The following is a 16626-nucleotide window of genomic DNA, read 5'->3' on the forward strand; positions in this document are numbered from 1 at the left end:
CTCCGTCGGGAACAGCTCGCAAGCTTCGCCAGCAGCCAAAACAACGAGGCGGGAAAGGGGAAGCTGGCCACTCACCACGAGCGCCCCACCCACCAGACAAAACATAGGGCAAGGGAAGTCTCTTGGCCAGCGCCCACACCCATTCCTCGACGCTTGACAAGACATAGAAGCATCGGGGGAGGAAAGAAACCCGCTGGCCGGGTCACGCCGCTCCCTCACCCACTCCTCTGCAAAGGACACACAACCATGAACGCAGCACCCACGCTCGAAATGCTCGACCCCACCACCCTGACCGTGGACATCAACGTCCGCAAAGACGCAGCCCTGACCCCGGACTTCATCGCTAGCATCAAAGAACACGGCGTCATGGAACCGGTCATTGCCCACCGCAAAGATGACGGCACGGTGCACGTGCTGATGGGACAACGCCGCACCCTCGGAGCCGTGAAAGCAGGCCGCGACAGCATCCCGGTGATGATCATCAGCAGCCCCGAAGAAGCCGAACGAATCGTCACGCAGGTCGTGGAGAACATCCAACGCGCCGAACTGACAGAAGCGGACGAAGCCGACGCCTATCACCAGCTGTCCCTGATCGGTGTCTCCGCCGCAGCGATCGCCAAAAAGACCGGACGCACGAAAACCTCCGTCGAGGGAGCGTTGAAGGCCAAGGCCTCCGAGGCTGGAACCGCAGCCCTCGGCAAGGGACTCACCATCGAGGAAGCCCTCCTGATGGCCGAGTTTGAAGGGGACGAGGAAGCGACCCAAGAACTCGAGTCCGTGATCCAGGACGAACCCGACCAGTTGTTCCACGTCGCCCAGCAGCTCCGGGACGACCGCGAACGCGCCGCCATGCTGGCGGCGTTCACTGCCGAGATCGAAGCGGGAGGGGTCACTGTCGTGGAGCAGCCCGCCTATGACGACTACGAAACAGCCCGGGTCAGCTACCTGAACCGGCCCGATGGAGAACCGGCCACCGAGGATGACGCGAACGCGGTCTTCATCACCCAGGACTACCGGGGCGAATGCGCCACCGTGCCGGTGATCGTCGGCTGGAAGGACGCCGGTTTCAAAGACCGTTACAGCTCCTCCTCGGCGAACAAGGGACCGATGACCGAGGAACAGAAAGCCGAACGGAAAACCCTGATCGAGAACAACAAGAAGATGACTGCGGCGATGAGTGTGCGCCGTGAGTTCGTCAAGACCATGCTGGCGAAGAAGCAGCCGCCGAAGGGCTGGCAGTACTTCACCGTCCACGCGCTCACCCACCACCCCGAAACGGCCAGCGGCTACGACGGCCAGGTCGCCGCCGACATGGCCGGGGCAAAGACCACAGGGGAGAAGTCATGGGGGTGGAACCCGCTGCGCGACCACGTCGCCAAGACCACGACCCGGCCCGAAGTCTCCCTGCTCGCGCTGGTGTGCGCAGGGTATGAGAAGACGATCGCCAAGGATTCATGGCGGAACCCCGTCCAGAGCCACCGGGACTACTTGAACCAGCTCGTTACGTGGGGTTACACCCCGTCGGAGGTTGAGCAGATCATCATCGGCAGCGGCAAACCAGCCGAAGAAGAAAGCGAAGCGGCCTAACGAGGGACCCTTGCCGGGCGGAACCCGACCGCCCGGCAAGACCCGGGCCGCTTGCCACTGACACGGCCGGAAGCTTCCAAACGTCGGGCGGTCCGCCGCACCGGGGCGAACCAATGTGCCCACTCGCCAGCGGCGGACCGCCAATCAGCGCGACCACGCACCCAGCCGCCAAGGAGCCGCGGCCACCCGGGGCCGGCCAAGCATGCACCCACCCGACGCGGTCTTGTCAGAGGGCTCCGTTAGGCTCATTTCCAAGCGACGAACAGGAGTCACCATGAAAACCCTGCAGACCTTCCCAGGGATCTCCCTCAACGGGATCTTCCCGGGCCTGCCTGCCATCCTTGACCGCCTGATCCTGGTGCTCGCCATCGTGGCCATTATCGGCACCCTCTACACAGGGACCCGATTGATGCTCGCCTTCTCCAGAGGAACCCTGGAATCCAGTGGCGACGGCAATGGTCTCTTCCACGCCGGTTTCATCGCCGCCATCTGTGCCCCGTTCGTCGGACTGACCGTGGCCGGGATGCCTGGCCTGGTCACCGGTACCATTGCCGGCGCGACCATCGCCCTGGCCACTGCCTGGGCCTGGCGCCGACACCGGACGACGCCCTCGGAAATACCCGACTGACCGCAACCGCTCCGTCTTGTAGACTGGAGCATAGATTTCCTTTTGCAGAGGGAAAACACGAAGGGCCAGCACCCAACGGTGCCGGCCCTTTACCCTTTAACAAACGGATCCCGGTCCTTCCCGATGGGACAACCTAAGCCATCCGGTCAGCCAAGCTGTGGTCGTCTTCTTACCAGCCGGGACGACACATAGAGCACACGGAATCCGCTCCTGCAGGCACAGGAACCCAACGCCCTAGGCAGCTGCTAAAGAAGCCGGGGGAGTACCGCCGGACTACTTCCAGCTGTCATTTTCCGAAGCTGGCTGCATCAAAGCCCCCGTGAGCACAGGAGTTGTGAAGAGGACTCTAGGGCACTGGCCGGTCGGTAGTCCTCTGCAATATGGTGCTTTTGTTCGCTACTCCTGTTCAAAAGGGGAAGGCATGGAACCGGATCAGGGTCGGATCGCCGAGGATGGGCAGCTGACGATGTCGGACGATTCTTGGGAGCAGGCGAAGAACCGTGCTTCTGTGATCAGGTCGCTGGCCACGCGAAGCACCATGCATGTCGGCGACGTTGACCAGGCCGCCGAGGAATTGGGCGTTTCACGCCGCCAGATCTATGTGCTGCTGGACCGGTACCGCCAGGGATCAGGGCTCGTGACTGACCTTGCCGTCAGGCACTCCACCGGTGGCAAGGGCGGTCACCGCCTACCCGAACAGACCGAGATCATCATGAGGGATCTGATCCGCAGGAGGTTCCTCACACGACAGAAACTCTCCCTGGCAGCACTCCACCGGGAAATCGTCCGGGCCTGCGCCTCCCAGGGAGTGAAGCCGCCGACAAGAAACACAGTGTCTCGGCGAATCGCGAGGCTCAACCCCGTCGACGTCAGACGGCGCAGAGAAGGCAAAGACGCGGTAAGGACGCTGCAAGACGCCGGCGGGGAACCACCACCAATCCGCTCGATCCTGGACCAAGTGCAGATCGATCACACCATCATCGACGTCATCATCGTCGATGAACGCGAACGCCGATCAATCGGCCGCCCCTACCTGACTGTGGCCATCGACGTTTTCAGCAGGACGATCGTTGGTCTGGTCCTCACCTTGGAACCGCCTTCTGCCGTCTCGGTAGGACTTTGCCTTGCCAGCATCATCGGTGACAAACGTCCCTGGCTAGAGCGACTCGGCGTGGCCATGGAATGGCCGATGAGCGGTAAACCCAAGTCGTTGTATCTGGACAACGCGACGGAATTCAAGAGCGAAGCGCTGCGCCGTGGCTGCGAACAGCACGACATCCAGCTGTCCTACAGACCACCGGGCCAACCTCATTACGGCGGCATCGTGGAACGCGTCATCAGCACGGCCATGCGCAAAATCCACGAACTTCCAGGGACAACCTTCTCCAACCCGGCAGAGCGAGGCCAGTACGACTCGGAAAAGCTGGCCGCCCTGACACTGCCCGAACTGGAAAAGTGGATGGTGCTGGCAGTGGCCACGTATCACGGCAGCATCCACCAGACACTCGGGCAGACCCCGGCCGCCAAGTGGGCGGACGGGGTCACGGCCACCGGGATACCGGCGACGGTCGCGAACCCGACCTCGTTCCTCGTGGACTTCCTCCCGGTCATTCACCGCACCCTGACCCGTGCCGGGTTCCTCGTCGACCATGTCCGCTACTTCGCCAATGCCTTGAAACCCTGGATCAGCCAGAGGGAAGAGCTGGAGCCCTTCATCATCCGGCGTGATCCACGAGACATCAGCAGGATCTGGGTTCTCGAACCAGACGGGCGCCACTACGTCGAAGTCCCGTACCGGTCGATCGCCAACCCACCCATCAGCATGTGGGAACACCGGCAAGCCCTGACCCGGCTCCGCGCGCAAGGAGCCGCTCAGGTCGACGAAGCGGCGCTGTTCCGAATGATCGGGCAAATGCGCGAGGTCAGCGAGATGGCGGTGAAAACAACCAAACGCGTCCGCAGGGAAACCGAACGCCGCAAACACGGCACCGATGCAGACAAACCAAAACAGCAGACCCCTAAACTCTCACCCCCACCGGATGCTCCAAGTGATGCGGAACCACCGGACGAGGGATCCGTTCGGCCCTTTGAGCAGATCGAGGAGTGGTGATCGTGGACAAGAACGCCCCTGGAGACTTGTCCCATCTGCACCCTCTGGCCCGCGAACTGGCGACACTGCTGCCGGAGGAGCGGGTGTCCCGCATTCGCGCGGACCGGTGGATCGGATACCCAAAGGCCCTGGAAGCCGTCGAACGGCTCGAAGTGCTGTACGGCTGGCCCAAGAAACAACGCATGCCCAACCTCCTGGTGGTTGGGCCGACAAACAACGGCAAGTCCATGATCGTGGAACGGTTCCGCAGGAGACACCCGCCCGTCATCGGACGGGACGGCGAAAGCATCCCGGTCCTGTGCATGCAGATGCCCTCGGAACCCACGGAACTCCGCTTCTACACCGCGCTGCTCTCAGCACTCGGCGCACCTATCCGGTCCAACTGGCGTCTGCACGAGGCCGAACGGCTGGGACTCGCATTGCTGCACCAAGTGGGGGTCCGGATGTTAGTGATCGATGAATTCCACAACGTCTTGGCCGGGAACGGTGAGAAACGCCGTGCGTTCTTGAACCTGCTGCGGTTTCTGGGCAACGAGCTCCGGATTCCTTTGGTCGGCGTCGGGACACGGGAGGCCTACCTTGCCGTCAGATCCGATGATCAGCTCGAGAACAGGTTCGAACCGTTCATCCTGCCGCTCTGGGACGTCGGCATGGAGGCACGGTCGTTGCTGGCTAGCTTCGCTGCCTCCTTCCCCCTGCTCTCACCTTCGCGGATCGACACCGAGGACATGGCCAGATACCTGCTGGCCCGCAGCGAAGGAACCATCGGCGAACTCGCCCACCTCCTAATGGCGGCCGCGGTCGTCGCTGTCCAGACCGGTGAGGAGAGGATCAACCACCGGACCCTGACCTTGGCGGACTATATAGGCCCCACCGAACGGCGGAGACTTTTCGAACAGCAACTCCTGTGACTACGCGATGGCCTTTGCATCCCGCCCCGGTCATGGACGAGGCGCTGTCGTCATGGCTCGCAAGGATCGCTGTTCTGTACAGTGCCACCGTTGAAGATCTCGTGGCCGACCTCGGGTTCTGGCCGGGCAGGGTCGCGGACCTGGACACCAGCCCGCCTGGCCGGCTTCCCCATGAGCTCTCGAAACGAACCGGCGTCGATGCCGACCGGATCCGGAAGATGAGTCTCAGCGGCTGGTCACCCTGGTTTCTGGACAGCATCGAACCCGACCCTCAACTGTTCATGACCTACACTCGTCAGTTCTCCGTGCTGCTCCCGCCAGGACGACTTCGGCCCCGCGAGATCAGCCGTTGGCTGCCGTGGCGTCCGTCCCTGCCAAGGATGAGAGCATGCCCGCAATGCATCGCGGAGACAAACCCACCCCGCCCCTACCAATTGCTCTGGCTGCTCCCGGTAACCCTGAGCTGTCCCCTGCATGGATGCCTTCTTGAAGCCCGTGACAGCCAGATCATTGATTTCCGGGACTGGCAGCGCAGACCACCACTGCCAAGGACTGTCGCCCCAGCACTGTTGGCGATGGACACCAGAACCTGGCAAGCACTGGCCACGGGAAAGGTCGCCCTACAAGGTTCGGACATTGACGCGGGAATCTGGTTTCACCTGCTCAGAACGATCATCGACGAACTCTGCGCCAACCTCACCGAGTATCGGAACGCGAGGGAAACGGTGATGACTGCATGGAACGAAGCCGGCCTTCCCTTTCGCCTGGGCCTGGCACGATGGCACACCCACGAGGATCACGAACCCACCACACAACTGCTCGCCCTCCGAGCCGCAGCGGCCGCCATCCACCTGCTCGAAACCAACGCCCTCACCGGACGCGGCCCGGACGCAGCCTTCTTCCTGCCATGCCAACCTCCCGGGGGTGCTGACGGGAGTCCAAACTAGCTCTGGGCCTCGGTAAGGCCCCGTGTCCGCCTGTAGAAGGATGCCCGCGACATTCCAAGATCCCTCGCAACCTGGGCCGCGGGTTCGCCGTCACGCACCAAGCGAAGTGCGTTGCGTATCTGACTGTCCGTGATTCTGCGGGGTCTGCCGCCCAGATTCTTACCGGCCTCACGTCGTTTGCTGACCGAATCGTTGATCCGTTCCCGCTTGATGTCATGTTCCATCTGCGCGAGAGCGGCCATGATCGTGAACAGCATGGAGCCCATGGGCGTAGATGTGTCGACATCGCCGCCGCCAAGGTTCAACACCCGTAACCCGGCGCCTTTGGCGCGTAGCTTTTCGGCGAATGCCAGCATGTTTTGGGTGGAACGGCCGAGCCGGTCCAATGTCGTGATGACCAGGGTGTCGCCTTCGATCAGGGCTTCGACTGCCCGGTCTAGCTGCGGCCGGGAAGCCTTCGCGCCGGATACACCGTGATCGATGTAGAGGTCATCGCGTCGGACGCCGGCGGCCAGCAGATCGCTCTGCTGCCGATCAGTGGATTGCGGGCGGGTGGACACCCGGGCGTAGCCGATCAACTTTGCCATGACTCCTCCAAAGTGTCTCGGAACCGACGGCGTATATGCCGATTCAACCAGAAGGTTTCGATACATGGTTACGAGAATCGTGGCGAACTTATTGGAGGGGTGGCATGCCATCGTCCGAAGCCTCGGGTGGGACGTCTCGTATCCCATCATTTGTGAGACGGTTGGGACGACATCATCGCAGGGAATTCGGTAATCAGAGTTGGCTGCTGCCCGTCAGGAGGAACAGCACGAAGAGCAAGCCTGTGATGGCCACGACGGCTACGGCGACCTTTGACCACAGAAGTTGGTGTTCATATGTCTTGAACTTGGATCCTTCGGGAAGTCACGACGACCACCCGTCGACGCCAGCCTTGGCCAAAGAATTTCGGAACATATATAGAGCTGCGCCGCTGAGAACTAAGTAAATGCCGGCTCCACGTTTAGAAGACCATCTTTGGATGCAAGCAAACAAAGTCGCGAGAACTGATTCGAGATCAGTTTTCCTAGGAATTCCCCATCTTCCTTCAGGTCCGCATGGCGAGAAATTCAAGGGTGTCTCCTTGCAGTCCAAACTGTCCCGGCATTGTCTATGCCGTTGTTGAGCTCCAGGTCCAGTGTCCGCTAATGAGACCTACGAGCAAACCCATGAGCACCATCGCGCCGCCTGCAGCCAGGAAACAGATCGCTCCAATTCGAATGGTTTGTAGCTTCTTGGCAAAGTAGGACGGTTTCTGTTCTTCACGGAGATACACGTGCCAGTCGGTGGCCCATCGCGACAACGGGCCGGAAATGGCATAGATGAGGAGCCCAAAAAGCACGCATGTCGTTCCCAGCAGAATTGGGCCGATCATTTCGTCTCCTTAGAAGATTTTGTAGTAGTCGGTAAACATCACGGCGACGTGCCCTCCGAAGCCAAACCCACCACTCAACTGGGCGCCCCAGCTTCGCTCGGGACTATCGATGGTAATACCGCCGCCCCAGCCGGCGCCCCATAGACCCGCCGCTTCGACACTTCGAATGTCCTGGCCTGTCGGCGTGCCGAGATGAATTGATCCTCCGATACTAGCTTCCAGACCCAGTCCAAATCCCGTGCCGTGCGACCAGTACATTCCATCAGTTCCCCAGATCAAGCCATAGGATTCACACCATACCAATACACAAAGAGTCCCAACGGGTAAGGATGCATACACTGGAGCCGTAGGGATTTTCGGCATTTCCGGATTGGGATTCTCCTGGCAGCCAACTGTCATGGGGCCGGCCAAGGCAGCAGTCCCTGGGAATAGTCCCAGCGGGTCGGAAAGGTTCAGAGGATTGTTCTTGGCATATGTGTAAATATCCCGAGTGATCGAGGCCAAGGGATCCGCAGAGAGAAATTGTGCTGTGGTCGGGTCGTAGTAGCGTGCCCTGAGGTAGTACAAACCGGTGTCTGTGTCCTGTATTTGGCCGTTCCAGCGCAGGACGGTGTCACCTGAACCGGTCTTCGTTGTGGGTTTGCCGTTCGCGTCGAAGGTGAACGTTGCGATCGTGGCACCTGTGGAGTCGGTGAGGAGCCTGGTGGAACCGTATTGGTCGCGGTGGTAGTAACTCACCGTGCCGTTGGAGTCGATGTGTTCGACGGGATTGCCGGATGCGTCGTAGATGTAGCTTATGGCGCCGTCGGTGAGCATCAGGGGAACGGTTTGGGTTGTGTCCCAGGTGTACGACTGGGCGGGCCCGGTGGAGGGTGTTCTGGAGGCTCGGAGGCCGGTGGCGTCGTAGCCGAAGGCGGTCCCGTTGGTGGTGGTGAGCTGGTTCGCTTGGTTCCAGGTGTAGGTTGAGGTTCCGGTGGTCGGGGCGGGCCCGGTGAGCCGGTTGCCTTGGTTGTCGTAGGTGATTGTCGTCGAAGTGCCGCCGGTGGTGTATTGGGTGGCTTGGTTGGCGGCGTCGTAGTCAAGGGTTGCCCCGTTTGCCAGGGTGGTCGGGTTTCCTGACAGGTCGTATCCGTAGTCGGACGTGTTGATGCTGGCGAGTTCGTCACGGTCTGTGTACGCGTATGTTTCGGCAGGTTGCGTGATGCCAGTCGTGGACGAGGTGGCGAGGTTGCCGTTGTCGTTACGGGTGTAGCCAAAGCTTGCGATGGTCCCGGTCGTGTTGGCGACGTCGATGCCTGTGATTAGCCGATTGTCGTCGTAGGTGGTGGTGGACGTGATGCCGTTGGCATAGGTGGTCGTAGCGGGGTGGCCGTCCAGGTTGGTTGCGAAAGTCGTGGTGTTGTTCAGCCAGTCCGTCAATGAGACGAGGTTGTTGGCGTCGTCGTAGGCCCTGGTGACGGGCTGGTTGTTGGGATAGGTCTGGGACGTGATGTTGCCTACGAGGTCATAGGCGTAGGCGATGGTCTTTCCGGCGCCGTTGGTCTTGGAAGTCAGGCGGCCCAGAGAGTCATACGTGATCGTGGAGGTTCCGGTGCCGTCCGTGATGGTGGCCAACTGGTGCAGTGACGTGTAAGTGAAGCTTTCGTTGGGGGTGATCCCGTCGGAGTAGCTGGTGGCAGTCTTGTCGCCGGCGGTGTTGTACGTGAAGGTTGTTGTCCGGTTGGACGGGTCGGTCTTACCGGTTAGCTGTCCGGCAGCGTCGTAGCTGTAGGTTGTGCTTCGGTTGAGTGCGTCTGTTGAGGACGTGAGCCGATTTCTTGAATCGTAGGCGTACGTGGTGACGTTGGATGCCTGGTCGGTTTGGGAAGTGACGTTGCCGTCGGCGTCGTAGGCTGTTTCCGTCACACTGTTATCCGGTGCTGTCGTCGATGTCATCCGGCCGAGTTCGTCATGCGCGTAATAGGTCGTGCGTCCCATCCGGTCGGTCGTGGACCAGATCTTGCCTCCGGCGTCGTAGGAGTAGTAGCTCGTCTTTCCGAGCGCGTCGGTGTCCGTTTCCAAGAGTCCGCTAGCCGTGTACGTGTAGTTGCTGGTCTTGCCGCTGGGGGTTGTGGTTGAGGTTTTCCTGCCCAGAACGTCAAAAACGGTTGTCGTTGTGCGTCCGAGGGCGTCCGTGGTCGTTGTCCGATTGCCGTGTGTGTCGTAGTCAAAAGTAGTGGTGTGGCCGTTGGCATCGGTTAGGCCAGTGAGGTCTCCGGGGTGGGCTGTGTCGCCGTAGGTGTAGGCGACGTCCGCTGATTGACTGGTACCGGTCAAAGGCGTGGAAGCCGTAAGGCGGTTTCCTGATGTGTCGTAGGTGAATGTGGTGGTTGTCCCTGCAGGGTTCGTGCTGGTCAGTACGTTGTCGAGGGAATCATAGGTGGCGGTTGTGGTTCCGCCACCAATATCTGTTGCACTGAGTTTGTTGCCGCGGGAGTCGTAAGTGGCGGAACTCGTGCGGTTCAAGGGGTCGGTCACCGTGGCTTTGGCGAAGGTGGATGCGTCGTAGGTGTAGGTCCAGGAGGCTTCTGAGGTGGTTCCTGCCCCGACGATCCGCTCGATCATTTGGCCAGCGCGGTAGATTTCTTTGGTGATTCGCCCTGCTGGGGAAGTGATGGTGGTGATCTCGTCGCCGCTGTTGACGGTGTAAGCCAACGTCAGGTCACCCGCTGCAGTGGTCTGCTTGGTCACCCGGCGAGCCTCGTCGTAGGTGTTGGTGACCTCGGCGCCGCGGGAGTCGATCACTGAAATGATGAGATTGGCGGGGTTATATGCGTAGGTGGTGGATCGGTCTCCGGGAAGCGAGACGTATTCAAGCCGCCCGGCCAGGTCGTAGGTGTAACTGGCGACTTGTTCTGCGGGGTCGGTTGCGGTGGCAACTTTGCCGTTGGGGTGGTAGGTGAATGTGATGGTTCGGCCGCTGCTGTCGGTGACCGTTGTCAGCTGACCGGCTGTGTCCCACGACAGGACGAGGAGATTGCCGTTCAGGTCTTCGATCCCATGCAGCCGACCTGTGGGGTCGAAGTGGAAGATTTCCTTGTTCCGTCGCGTGTACGTCCAGGAGTTGTCCACGTTCTTCACGAGGGTGGCAAGTACATGTGACGAGGCTGTGTAGGTGCCTGAGCCAGAGTGTTGGAAGGTGACTCGTGAGCCGTTTTCCTGGTGGATCTGCACATCCCCGCCGGTCTCTTCGATTACTGCCATGGAGTACGGGTCTGTCCATCCGTATCCGAAGCGGCCATCGATGGAGGCCCGTTGAGAGGAGTAGGTCCGGGACAGTGCCAGGTCAGGTCCGCGGCCTGGGACGAGGATGTCTTCTTCAGTCTCGAAGAATTCACCGTTCGACGTATTGATCGGGTCGCCGACGCACGAGTAGCAATCATTTAGTTCGGCCGGGTTGGACCCCCCTGCTGTCTCGAAGGCACCGGTCGGCCCGGCGGTGCCGACAGTGTTTGACGTTGCAATCAGTGGGCTCGGGGGGAAGGACATCCCGGTCCCGCCGACAGTGGCGATGTACCTGTGCCCGACAGCAGTGGGGGTGATTCCGCAGGTCGATCCTGACGAGCAGGTGCCGACCCTCGGGCTGCCGGTCTGCGACAGATCGTAGATCTCGATACTGAACCCGGTGCTTGTTGTTGTGTAGTTCGCTGTCGCGGTCACGGTGCTTCCGGAGACGGCAAGGCTGACGCTCCATGGCGGCGAGGTTACCGGGTAGGACATGGCGCGAATCATTGGTGCCATGGCGTCACCGGTGTATGGTTCGGCGACAACCGCCAGATAAGTGCTGGGCTGTTCGCCCGGAGGTCCGGACCACGTACAGGTGGTGGCCGTGGTACAGGTTGCGATCCTGGTTGGACCGCCTGTGGCGGACATGTTGTAGAAATACGTGTAGAGGCCTGTGGTGTCCCCGTGATAGGTGCCCGTCGACGTAAGAGTGTGATCCAAACCGGGGGTGAGTTCCAGGTTCACCCACCCCACGGGTGCAGGCGTGTAAGTGATGATCGTACTGTTGGAGCTTATGGTGATCCCGGTAAGGGCCTTTCCCTGCAGTACGGTGCTGCTGACGTCGATCTCAACGGGGGACCAGCTTATGGTGTCCGGGGCGACGGCGGCACCGAGGCTGCTGTACCGATTTATGCCCCAGCAGTAGGGCTTCCCATCAGCCAATGCACAACTGTAGTCAGACCCAGTTGAAATTTGGGTAACTGCCTTTCCAGCAAGAACGCCGGACGCGTCGACAGGTGTGGGAAGAGATTCTTGCAGCGGAATCGGATGACTTGGATAGTCATACACAATCCCTGTCCCGAGGGTACCGTTGACACCTATACCCCAGCAGAACGCTTGCTCGTCCGCGACGGCGCATGTGCCGCCGCTGCCGACGCTGATGTCAGTAACGGTCATTTCGGTTAGGGCTCCGCCGACAGCAACCGGAACATTCGACCAGTCCGTGGTCAGGTCGTCACCGAGCTGTCCGGTGCTGTTGCTTCCCCAGCAGTATGCCTTTTCTTCCGCGAGAACGCAGAGAGTATTGCTCCTACCGCTAATCCTTGTGGAGTCCTTGCCAGCCAAGACGCCTGAAACGTCAACAGCAACGGGAAATTGCTCTGGGATGTCGTCTTGCCCGTTACCTAGTTCTCCCGAGGATGGGTAGCCCCAGCAGTATGGTTTGCCGTCGGCAATGACGCAGGCGGCAAAGTCCAAGACGGCAATGTCGGTCACTGTTTTGCCGGCCAGCACTCCAGTCGTGTCAATCGCCACGGGAACAGCGCTGTCCTCACTTCCGCCGGTAACCCATTGGTTGCCCCAGCAGTAAGCCTTCCCGCTGGCAACTGCGCAAACGCTCGTGGCACTAGTGACCAACTTGGTGACGGTGGTTCCCGCCAGTGCGCCACTCATGTCCACTTTTGTTGGTGTGACAGTGGAAGTAGACGTCGTGCCGTTACCAAGTTGTCCACTCCAACCATCGCCCCAGCAATAGATCTCCCCGGCTTTGACCGCGCAGTTGGTGTACCCGCCGGTGTTAATGGAAACCGTCGACAGACTGGCACCTTCAAGATCACCGCTTCCCGCGGGGGCCGGACGGTCGACCGTAACACCGCCCGTGCCCCTGCCAAGGTCGCCCATGAAGTTGGCACCCCATCCGGCAATTCCGACACCCTCACTGCCGACGGTCTCAAAGGGCGCAAGCGCGCCACTTTGAAGACTCGGCATTGCTTGAGGTGAAATCCGACGGTGTGACGTCCGTGCCACGGGGGCTGCCCACCCAGCCAATGGGCCCAAGTCCTGTATGGGCCGCTTCTCGGCTGCGGCCACTATCGTCAGTGGTGCATCTGGAGGTTGAGGCCTCGAGGGACTCGCCGACGCAGATGGCCCCGGAACCGTCAGCAGGGTTGTCGACAAAACAACCAAGAGACCGAAAAACCGCAGACGAAATGACCCCAAACCAGACATGCCATCCCCATTTCATGAGCTAGTGGGGAGCAGCATTTCAGAGCGGGACGAGATTTGTCTAGAGCAGATCCGGGCTATTTGTTCCACTATGACCGTTGTTCATCACGATCAAGGCGCACCTTCTTGGCATTCCTGCGGCGGACCATGTATCGGCTCGCCGACTCTTCCAAATCATGCAGAGGGAATTCAGGCGTGGACTAATTCGGGTGGATCCCTTCATAGCGCGTTCCCGGCAGGGTACTTCCTACGAGAAAGCCCATATCGGCCGACCATGCCGACGCCGGAGGATGGTTCCTTCAGCCGGACCACCAGCGAGAAAACATCCAAACAGGTTGTAGCGCAGGCTCGTGAGAGCTAAGGCGAGACCATGTTCAAAGACATCGAATTCCGTGGCGTAAATACATGGCTTCAAGAGCTAGCGGTTGACTTTCCCATGGGTCAATCCACGACCGGCCGGCCCACCAGCCGCCTCGTAATGGTTTCTTCAGCCGGGACGACGCCAGGGCAGGTGCCGGCACGGCACCCGCGAGTAGTTATCCTAATGATCGCGCATGCTCAAGACCCCTATGTTCGGGTTGCAGACGACTACTGAAATCTGGTTGCCCGCTATTCTGCACGGAACATCTCTTTTGCTCACAATCCCATCCCAAGAGGCCAAGTGCAGGGGACTTTGGATTTTTTTGCAATCAGCTTCGGAAAATGACAGATAACCAATCAAACCACCTGCTATGCGTACTTTACGGGCAGCAAGAAAGCAGCCAAAAACCCTTATTTCTAGAGGCAAAATCACTGTTTATCTACCTGAATAAACGGTAGAATGGAGGTATCAAGTCGACCAGACGAACGAAACCAGAACTGATACGAAACGTAGGACTGACAATGACTTCTTCTTCAACCCCTGACTACACGGTCTACACCAAGCCTGGCTGCCCGAACTGCGACAAGACCATGGCGTACTTCGACCGCAAAGGCATCACCTACACCGCGGTGGACATCACTAAAGTGCCAGCCGCGCTGGAGTTCATCAGCGAAGACCTTGGCTACAGCGAGGCGCCCGTGGTTGTCAGCGCTGACGGAACCGATCGCTGGTCCGGGATCCGCATGGACAAGCTCACCCAGGCGGCACTGCGCCGCAAGGCAGCGTGACCCCCATGACCAGCACGGAAGCCTTCAAGGCTTGGGAGGCAGAGGAACGGTTCCGGCTCAGCGGGCGCCGGCAAGACGACCTCGAAGAGTTCGGCCGGATCGCCAACCCCTCAGCCAGGATCAATGTCCCCGTCACTGACCCCTACAACGATGCCGCCGCCGGCGAGGACCATGGCACCGCCCCGGCGGCCGGCGACGCCGTTGTTGTGCCAGGTCTTCCGGACTGGCCGCTGGGCACCTCCCTCGGATACCCCTTCACCGACACTCCCGCCACGCACGACCTTCCGGGCGGGACCGGCAGTGGGGACGTCGACGAGGATGAAACCCAAGGCGATGCGGAGCCGGTGGCCGAGCCCACGGAAGCACCGGCATCACACGCTGGTAATCCGGCGGGGGAGTCCGTCACCGTGATCGGTAACCTCGTCGCCGACCCCCGGCTGAAGGAGTTGGGGTCGGGCTCGGTGGTTGCGAACTTCACCATCGCTTCCACGCCCCGGGTTTACGACGAGACCACCCAGCAGTGGAAGGACGGTGAGACGGTGTTCCTGCGTGCCAGTGCCTGGAACTACACCGCCCGCCACGCTTCCGCATCCCTGACCAAGGGTGTCAGGGTCATTGCTGTGGGCAGAATCAAGTCCCGCACCTTCCAGGGCAAGGACCGGCAGGCAAGGACAGTGCGGGAGCTGGTGGTGGAGGACGTTGCTGTGTCGCTGCGGTACCAGAGAGCAGCTCTTGACCGGGCCCAACGTTGAGCAGGGAAGGACCGTGCAGCAGGCTAGACGGGATGACAATTCCATCAGCGCCAAGTTCACCCAGGACGACGCGGAACAGATCCGCGCCGTCGTGAAGAATGTTGGCGTGCTGGAGGGTTATGGTTCGGCGAATGACTTCGTCGAAGCCGCCGTGAAACGGGAACTGCGGCGTGCCCAGCGGAAGTACAACAGCGGCAAACCGTGGGAGGGCGTGAAAGCCGGCGGCATGCGCCCGGGACGCCGCACCCGCGCCGAAACCGCTGCGAGGGAGGACCGGCAATGACCACCACCTTCCAACAGTGGATTGTGAGGGGATCACCATGGCCGTCGTTCTGATCTTCCTCGCGACGTTCGCCGCTGTTGCCCTGGGCGGCTGGGTCATCTACGCGCTCACTCATCCGGTGGCCGCCGGCCAAGGCCTCTTGATCTTCCTCTGCAAGGGCGCCGGCGTCATCGCATTGATCACAGCTGTCGTGGCCTGGCTCGGCCAGAGCCTGCTCCAGGCAGTGCCGCCGGCACTGTTCATGGCCGCCTTCTTCGTCGCCGCGAACCGTTTGGACCGCCGCTGGCGGCGCTGGCGTCGCTGGTGAACCCGGCATCGTCCGTGACGCGGGACGAGGCCCGTTTCTGGTCAAAGGTCATCAAAGGACCGCGGGAGAATGATTGCTGGCTGTGGACCGGCGCGGTCGGTGATGACGGCTATGGCCGGTTCTGGATCAAAACCCCGACCGGCCAACAAGCCCTCCGGCCCCAGCGCTTCGCACACCTGCTGCTGACCGGTGAACAGCTGCACCCCGACACCAAGCTCCTGCACTCCTGCGACATTCCTCTCTGCGTCCGCGCCACCGGGGGAGCGGACAGTCATCTGTTCCCCGGCACCCAGGCCGAGAACCTGAAGGACCGGTCACAAAAGAGACGCCACGCCAACGCCCATTCGTGGCGTTGGCGTGGCGTCGGCCGCGCTAACTTCACCGCCCGGTCGCGGCAACTCCGTGACGCGCTCAAAGAACACGGGTGGGAGGAATCAGCGATCCGACCCCTCATGTCCGGACACGACCCCGACGCCCCCACGCTCTTCTGAAACCTCTGCGGCGACAGCCCCAGCAGCAGCACCAGCGTCAGCGCCGGCCTTGGCCCTTCTTACAGTGGCCACGTCGATGCTCCGGACGTAGGAAACGCTGACGTCCAGCAGCTCGGCAATGCCCTGCCTGGTCTCGCCGGTGGCGAGCATCTTCCGGACCGTCTCCTTCGCATCATCCACGGCCGCGGCCGCGTTCTTCTTCGCCGTGGCGATCAGCTCGGCCGCTTGGCGTTCGGCTTCTTCAACACCGGCTTCGGCCATCATCGTTGCCGCGTGGTAGTCGGTCGCCAACGACTGCAGCGTCGCTTCCCGTTCGCGCCGTTTCGCGGCCAACTCTTCGGTCTTCCGGCGCGCCTGAACGATCATCGTGTTGCGTGTCTTGCCAGCCATCACGGCCCCCTTCGGTGTGGTCGGTCACTTGTGCCCGGACCCCATTCTTGCAGAAGCCCCCGGCCCGCCCGGAAACCTAACGGTTAGAACCCCATTCATGGTCAACCCGGGGCGGCCGGCGGGGCGGCCCGGGTGCGCGGCGCGCGCTGGCAGGGGTTACACACAAC

General features: G+C 61.0%; 14 protein-coding genes and 1 pseudogene. 10 read left to right on the top strand and 5 right to left on the bottom strand.

Annotation, left to right across the window (positions count from 1 at the left end):
• Window positions 1-246: 246 nt before the first annotated feature.
• From ACIPV6_RS22750 to ACIPV6_RS22770, 5 genes are all read left to right on the top strand, one after another.
• Window positions 247-1587 carry a ParB/RepB/Spo0J family partition protein gene (locus ACIPV6_RS22750; RefSeq protein WP_400273063.1) on the top strand — a complete coding sequence of 447 codons (1341 nt, stop codon included), beginning with the start codon at window positions 247-249 and terminating at the stop codon, window positions 1585-1587.
• Between the two features lie 274 nt (window positions 1588-1861).
• A complete protein-coding gene (locus ACIPV6_RS22755; RefSeq protein ID WP_400273064.1) occupies window positions 1862-2215 on the top strand; it encodes a hypothetical protein in 354 nt (117 codons plus the stop codon).
• Window positions 2216-2636: 421 nt separating this feature from the next.
• Window positions 2637-4325, top strand: coding sequence for a Mu transposase C-terminal domain-containing protein (locus ACIPV6_RS22760; RefSeq protein WP_400273065.1), 1689 nt, complete (start codon window positions 2637-2639; stop codon window positions 4323-4325).
• A complete protein-coding gene (locus ACIPV6_RS22765; RefSeq protein WP_400273066.1) occupies window positions 4319-5236 on the top strand; it encodes a TniB family NTP-binding protein in 918 nt (305 codons plus the stop codon). Before ACIPV6_RS22760 ends, ACIPV6_RS22765 begins: the two co-directional genes overlap by 7 nt.
• Window positions 5233-6183, top strand: a complete 951-nt coding sequence (locus ACIPV6_RS22770; RefSeq protein WP_400273067.1) for a TniQ family protein — start codon at window positions 5233-5235, stop codon at window positions 6181-6183. Before ACIPV6_RS22765 ends, ACIPV6_RS22770 begins: the two co-directional genes overlap by 4 nt.
• Here the strand turns inward: ACIPV6_RS22770 and ACIPV6_RS22775 are convergent.
• The 4 genes and pseudogenes from ACIPV6_RS22775 to ACIPV6_RS22790 all read right to left on the bottom strand — a co-directional run.
• Complete coding sequence (locus ACIPV6_RS22775) at window positions 6180-6770, bottom strand: recombinase family protein (protein ID WP_400273068.1); 591 nt, start codon at window positions 6768-6770, stop codon at window positions 6180-6182. The two genes, ACIPV6_RS22770 and ACIPV6_RS22775, sit on opposite strands and share 4 nt — an antisense overlap.
• 566 nt (window positions 6771-7336) lie before the next feature.
• A complete protein-coding gene (locus ACIPV6_RS22780) occupies window positions 7337-7600 on the bottom strand; it encodes a hypothetical protein (RefSeq protein WP_400273069.1) in 264 nt (87 codons plus the stop codon).
• A gap of 9 nt (window positions 7601-7609) precedes the next feature.
• On the bottom strand, window positions 7610-11806 hold the full coding sequence (locus ACIPV6_RS22785) for an RHS repeat-associated core domain-containing protein (RefSeq protein ID WP_400273083.1): 4197 nt from the start codon (window positions 11804-11806) through the stop codon (window positions 7610-7612).
• Window positions 11807-12004: 198 nt separating this feature from the next.
• A pseudogene (locus ACIPV6_RS22790) lies at window positions 12005-13090 on the bottom strand (RCC1 domain-containing protein); the annotation flags it as partial.
• A gap of 879 nt (window positions 13091-13969) precedes the next feature.
• On the opposite strand from ACIPV6_RS22790, the gene ACIPV6_RS22795 reads away from it, so the two are divergent.
• Genes ACIPV6_RS22795 through ACIPV6_RS22815 form a run of 5 tightly spaced genes read left to right on the top strand, consistent with a single transcriptional unit; the run spans window position 13970 to window position 16069 of the window.
• A complete protein-coding gene (locus ACIPV6_RS22795; protein WP_400273070.1) occupies window positions 13970-14236 on the top strand; it encodes a glutaredoxin family protein in 267 nt (88 codons plus the stop codon).
• A gap of 5 nt (window positions 14237-14241) precedes the next feature.
• Complete coding sequence (gene ssb / locus ACIPV6_RS22800) at window positions 14242-14988, top strand: single-stranded DNA-binding protein (protein WP_400273071.1); 747 nt, start codon at window positions 14242-14244, stop codon at window positions 14986-14988.
• A gap of 13 nt (window positions 14989-15001) precedes the next feature.
• Window positions 15002-15271 carry a hypothetical protein gene (locus ACIPV6_RS22805; RefSeq protein WP_400273072.1) on the top strand — a complete coding sequence of 90 codons (270 nt, stop codon included), beginning with the start codon at window positions 15002-15004 and terminating at the stop codon, window positions 15269-15271.
• Window positions 15272-15308: 37 nt separating this feature from the next.
• A complete protein-coding gene (locus ACIPV6_RS22810) occupies window positions 15309-15578 on the top strand; it encodes a chemotaxis protein (RefSeq protein ID WP_400273073.1) in 270 nt (89 codons plus the stop codon).
• A complete protein-coding gene (locus tag ACIPV6_RS22815; RefSeq protein ID WP_400273074.1) occupies window positions 15575-16069 on the top strand; it encodes a hypothetical protein in 495 nt (164 codons plus the stop codon). Before ACIPV6_RS22810 ends, ACIPV6_RS22815 begins: the two co-directional genes overlap by 4 nt.
• Here ACIPV6_RS22815 and ACIPV6_RS22820 read toward each other — a convergent pair.
• Window positions 16013-16459: a hypothetical protein gene (locus ACIPV6_RS22820; protein ID WP_400273075.1), complete on the bottom strand. Its 447-nt coding sequence runs from the start codon at window positions 16457-16459 to the stop codon at window positions 16013-16015. The two genes, ACIPV6_RS22815 and ACIPV6_RS22820, sit on opposite strands and share 57 nt — an antisense overlap.
• Window positions 16460-16626: the final 167 nt, after the last annotated feature.

It is taken from the genome of Paenarthrobacter sp. NPDC089988 (genome assembly GCF_044748465.1).
In the GTDB taxonomy this organism is placed as follows: Bacteria; Actinomycetota; Actinomycetes; order Actinomycetales; family Micrococcaceae; genus Arthrobacter.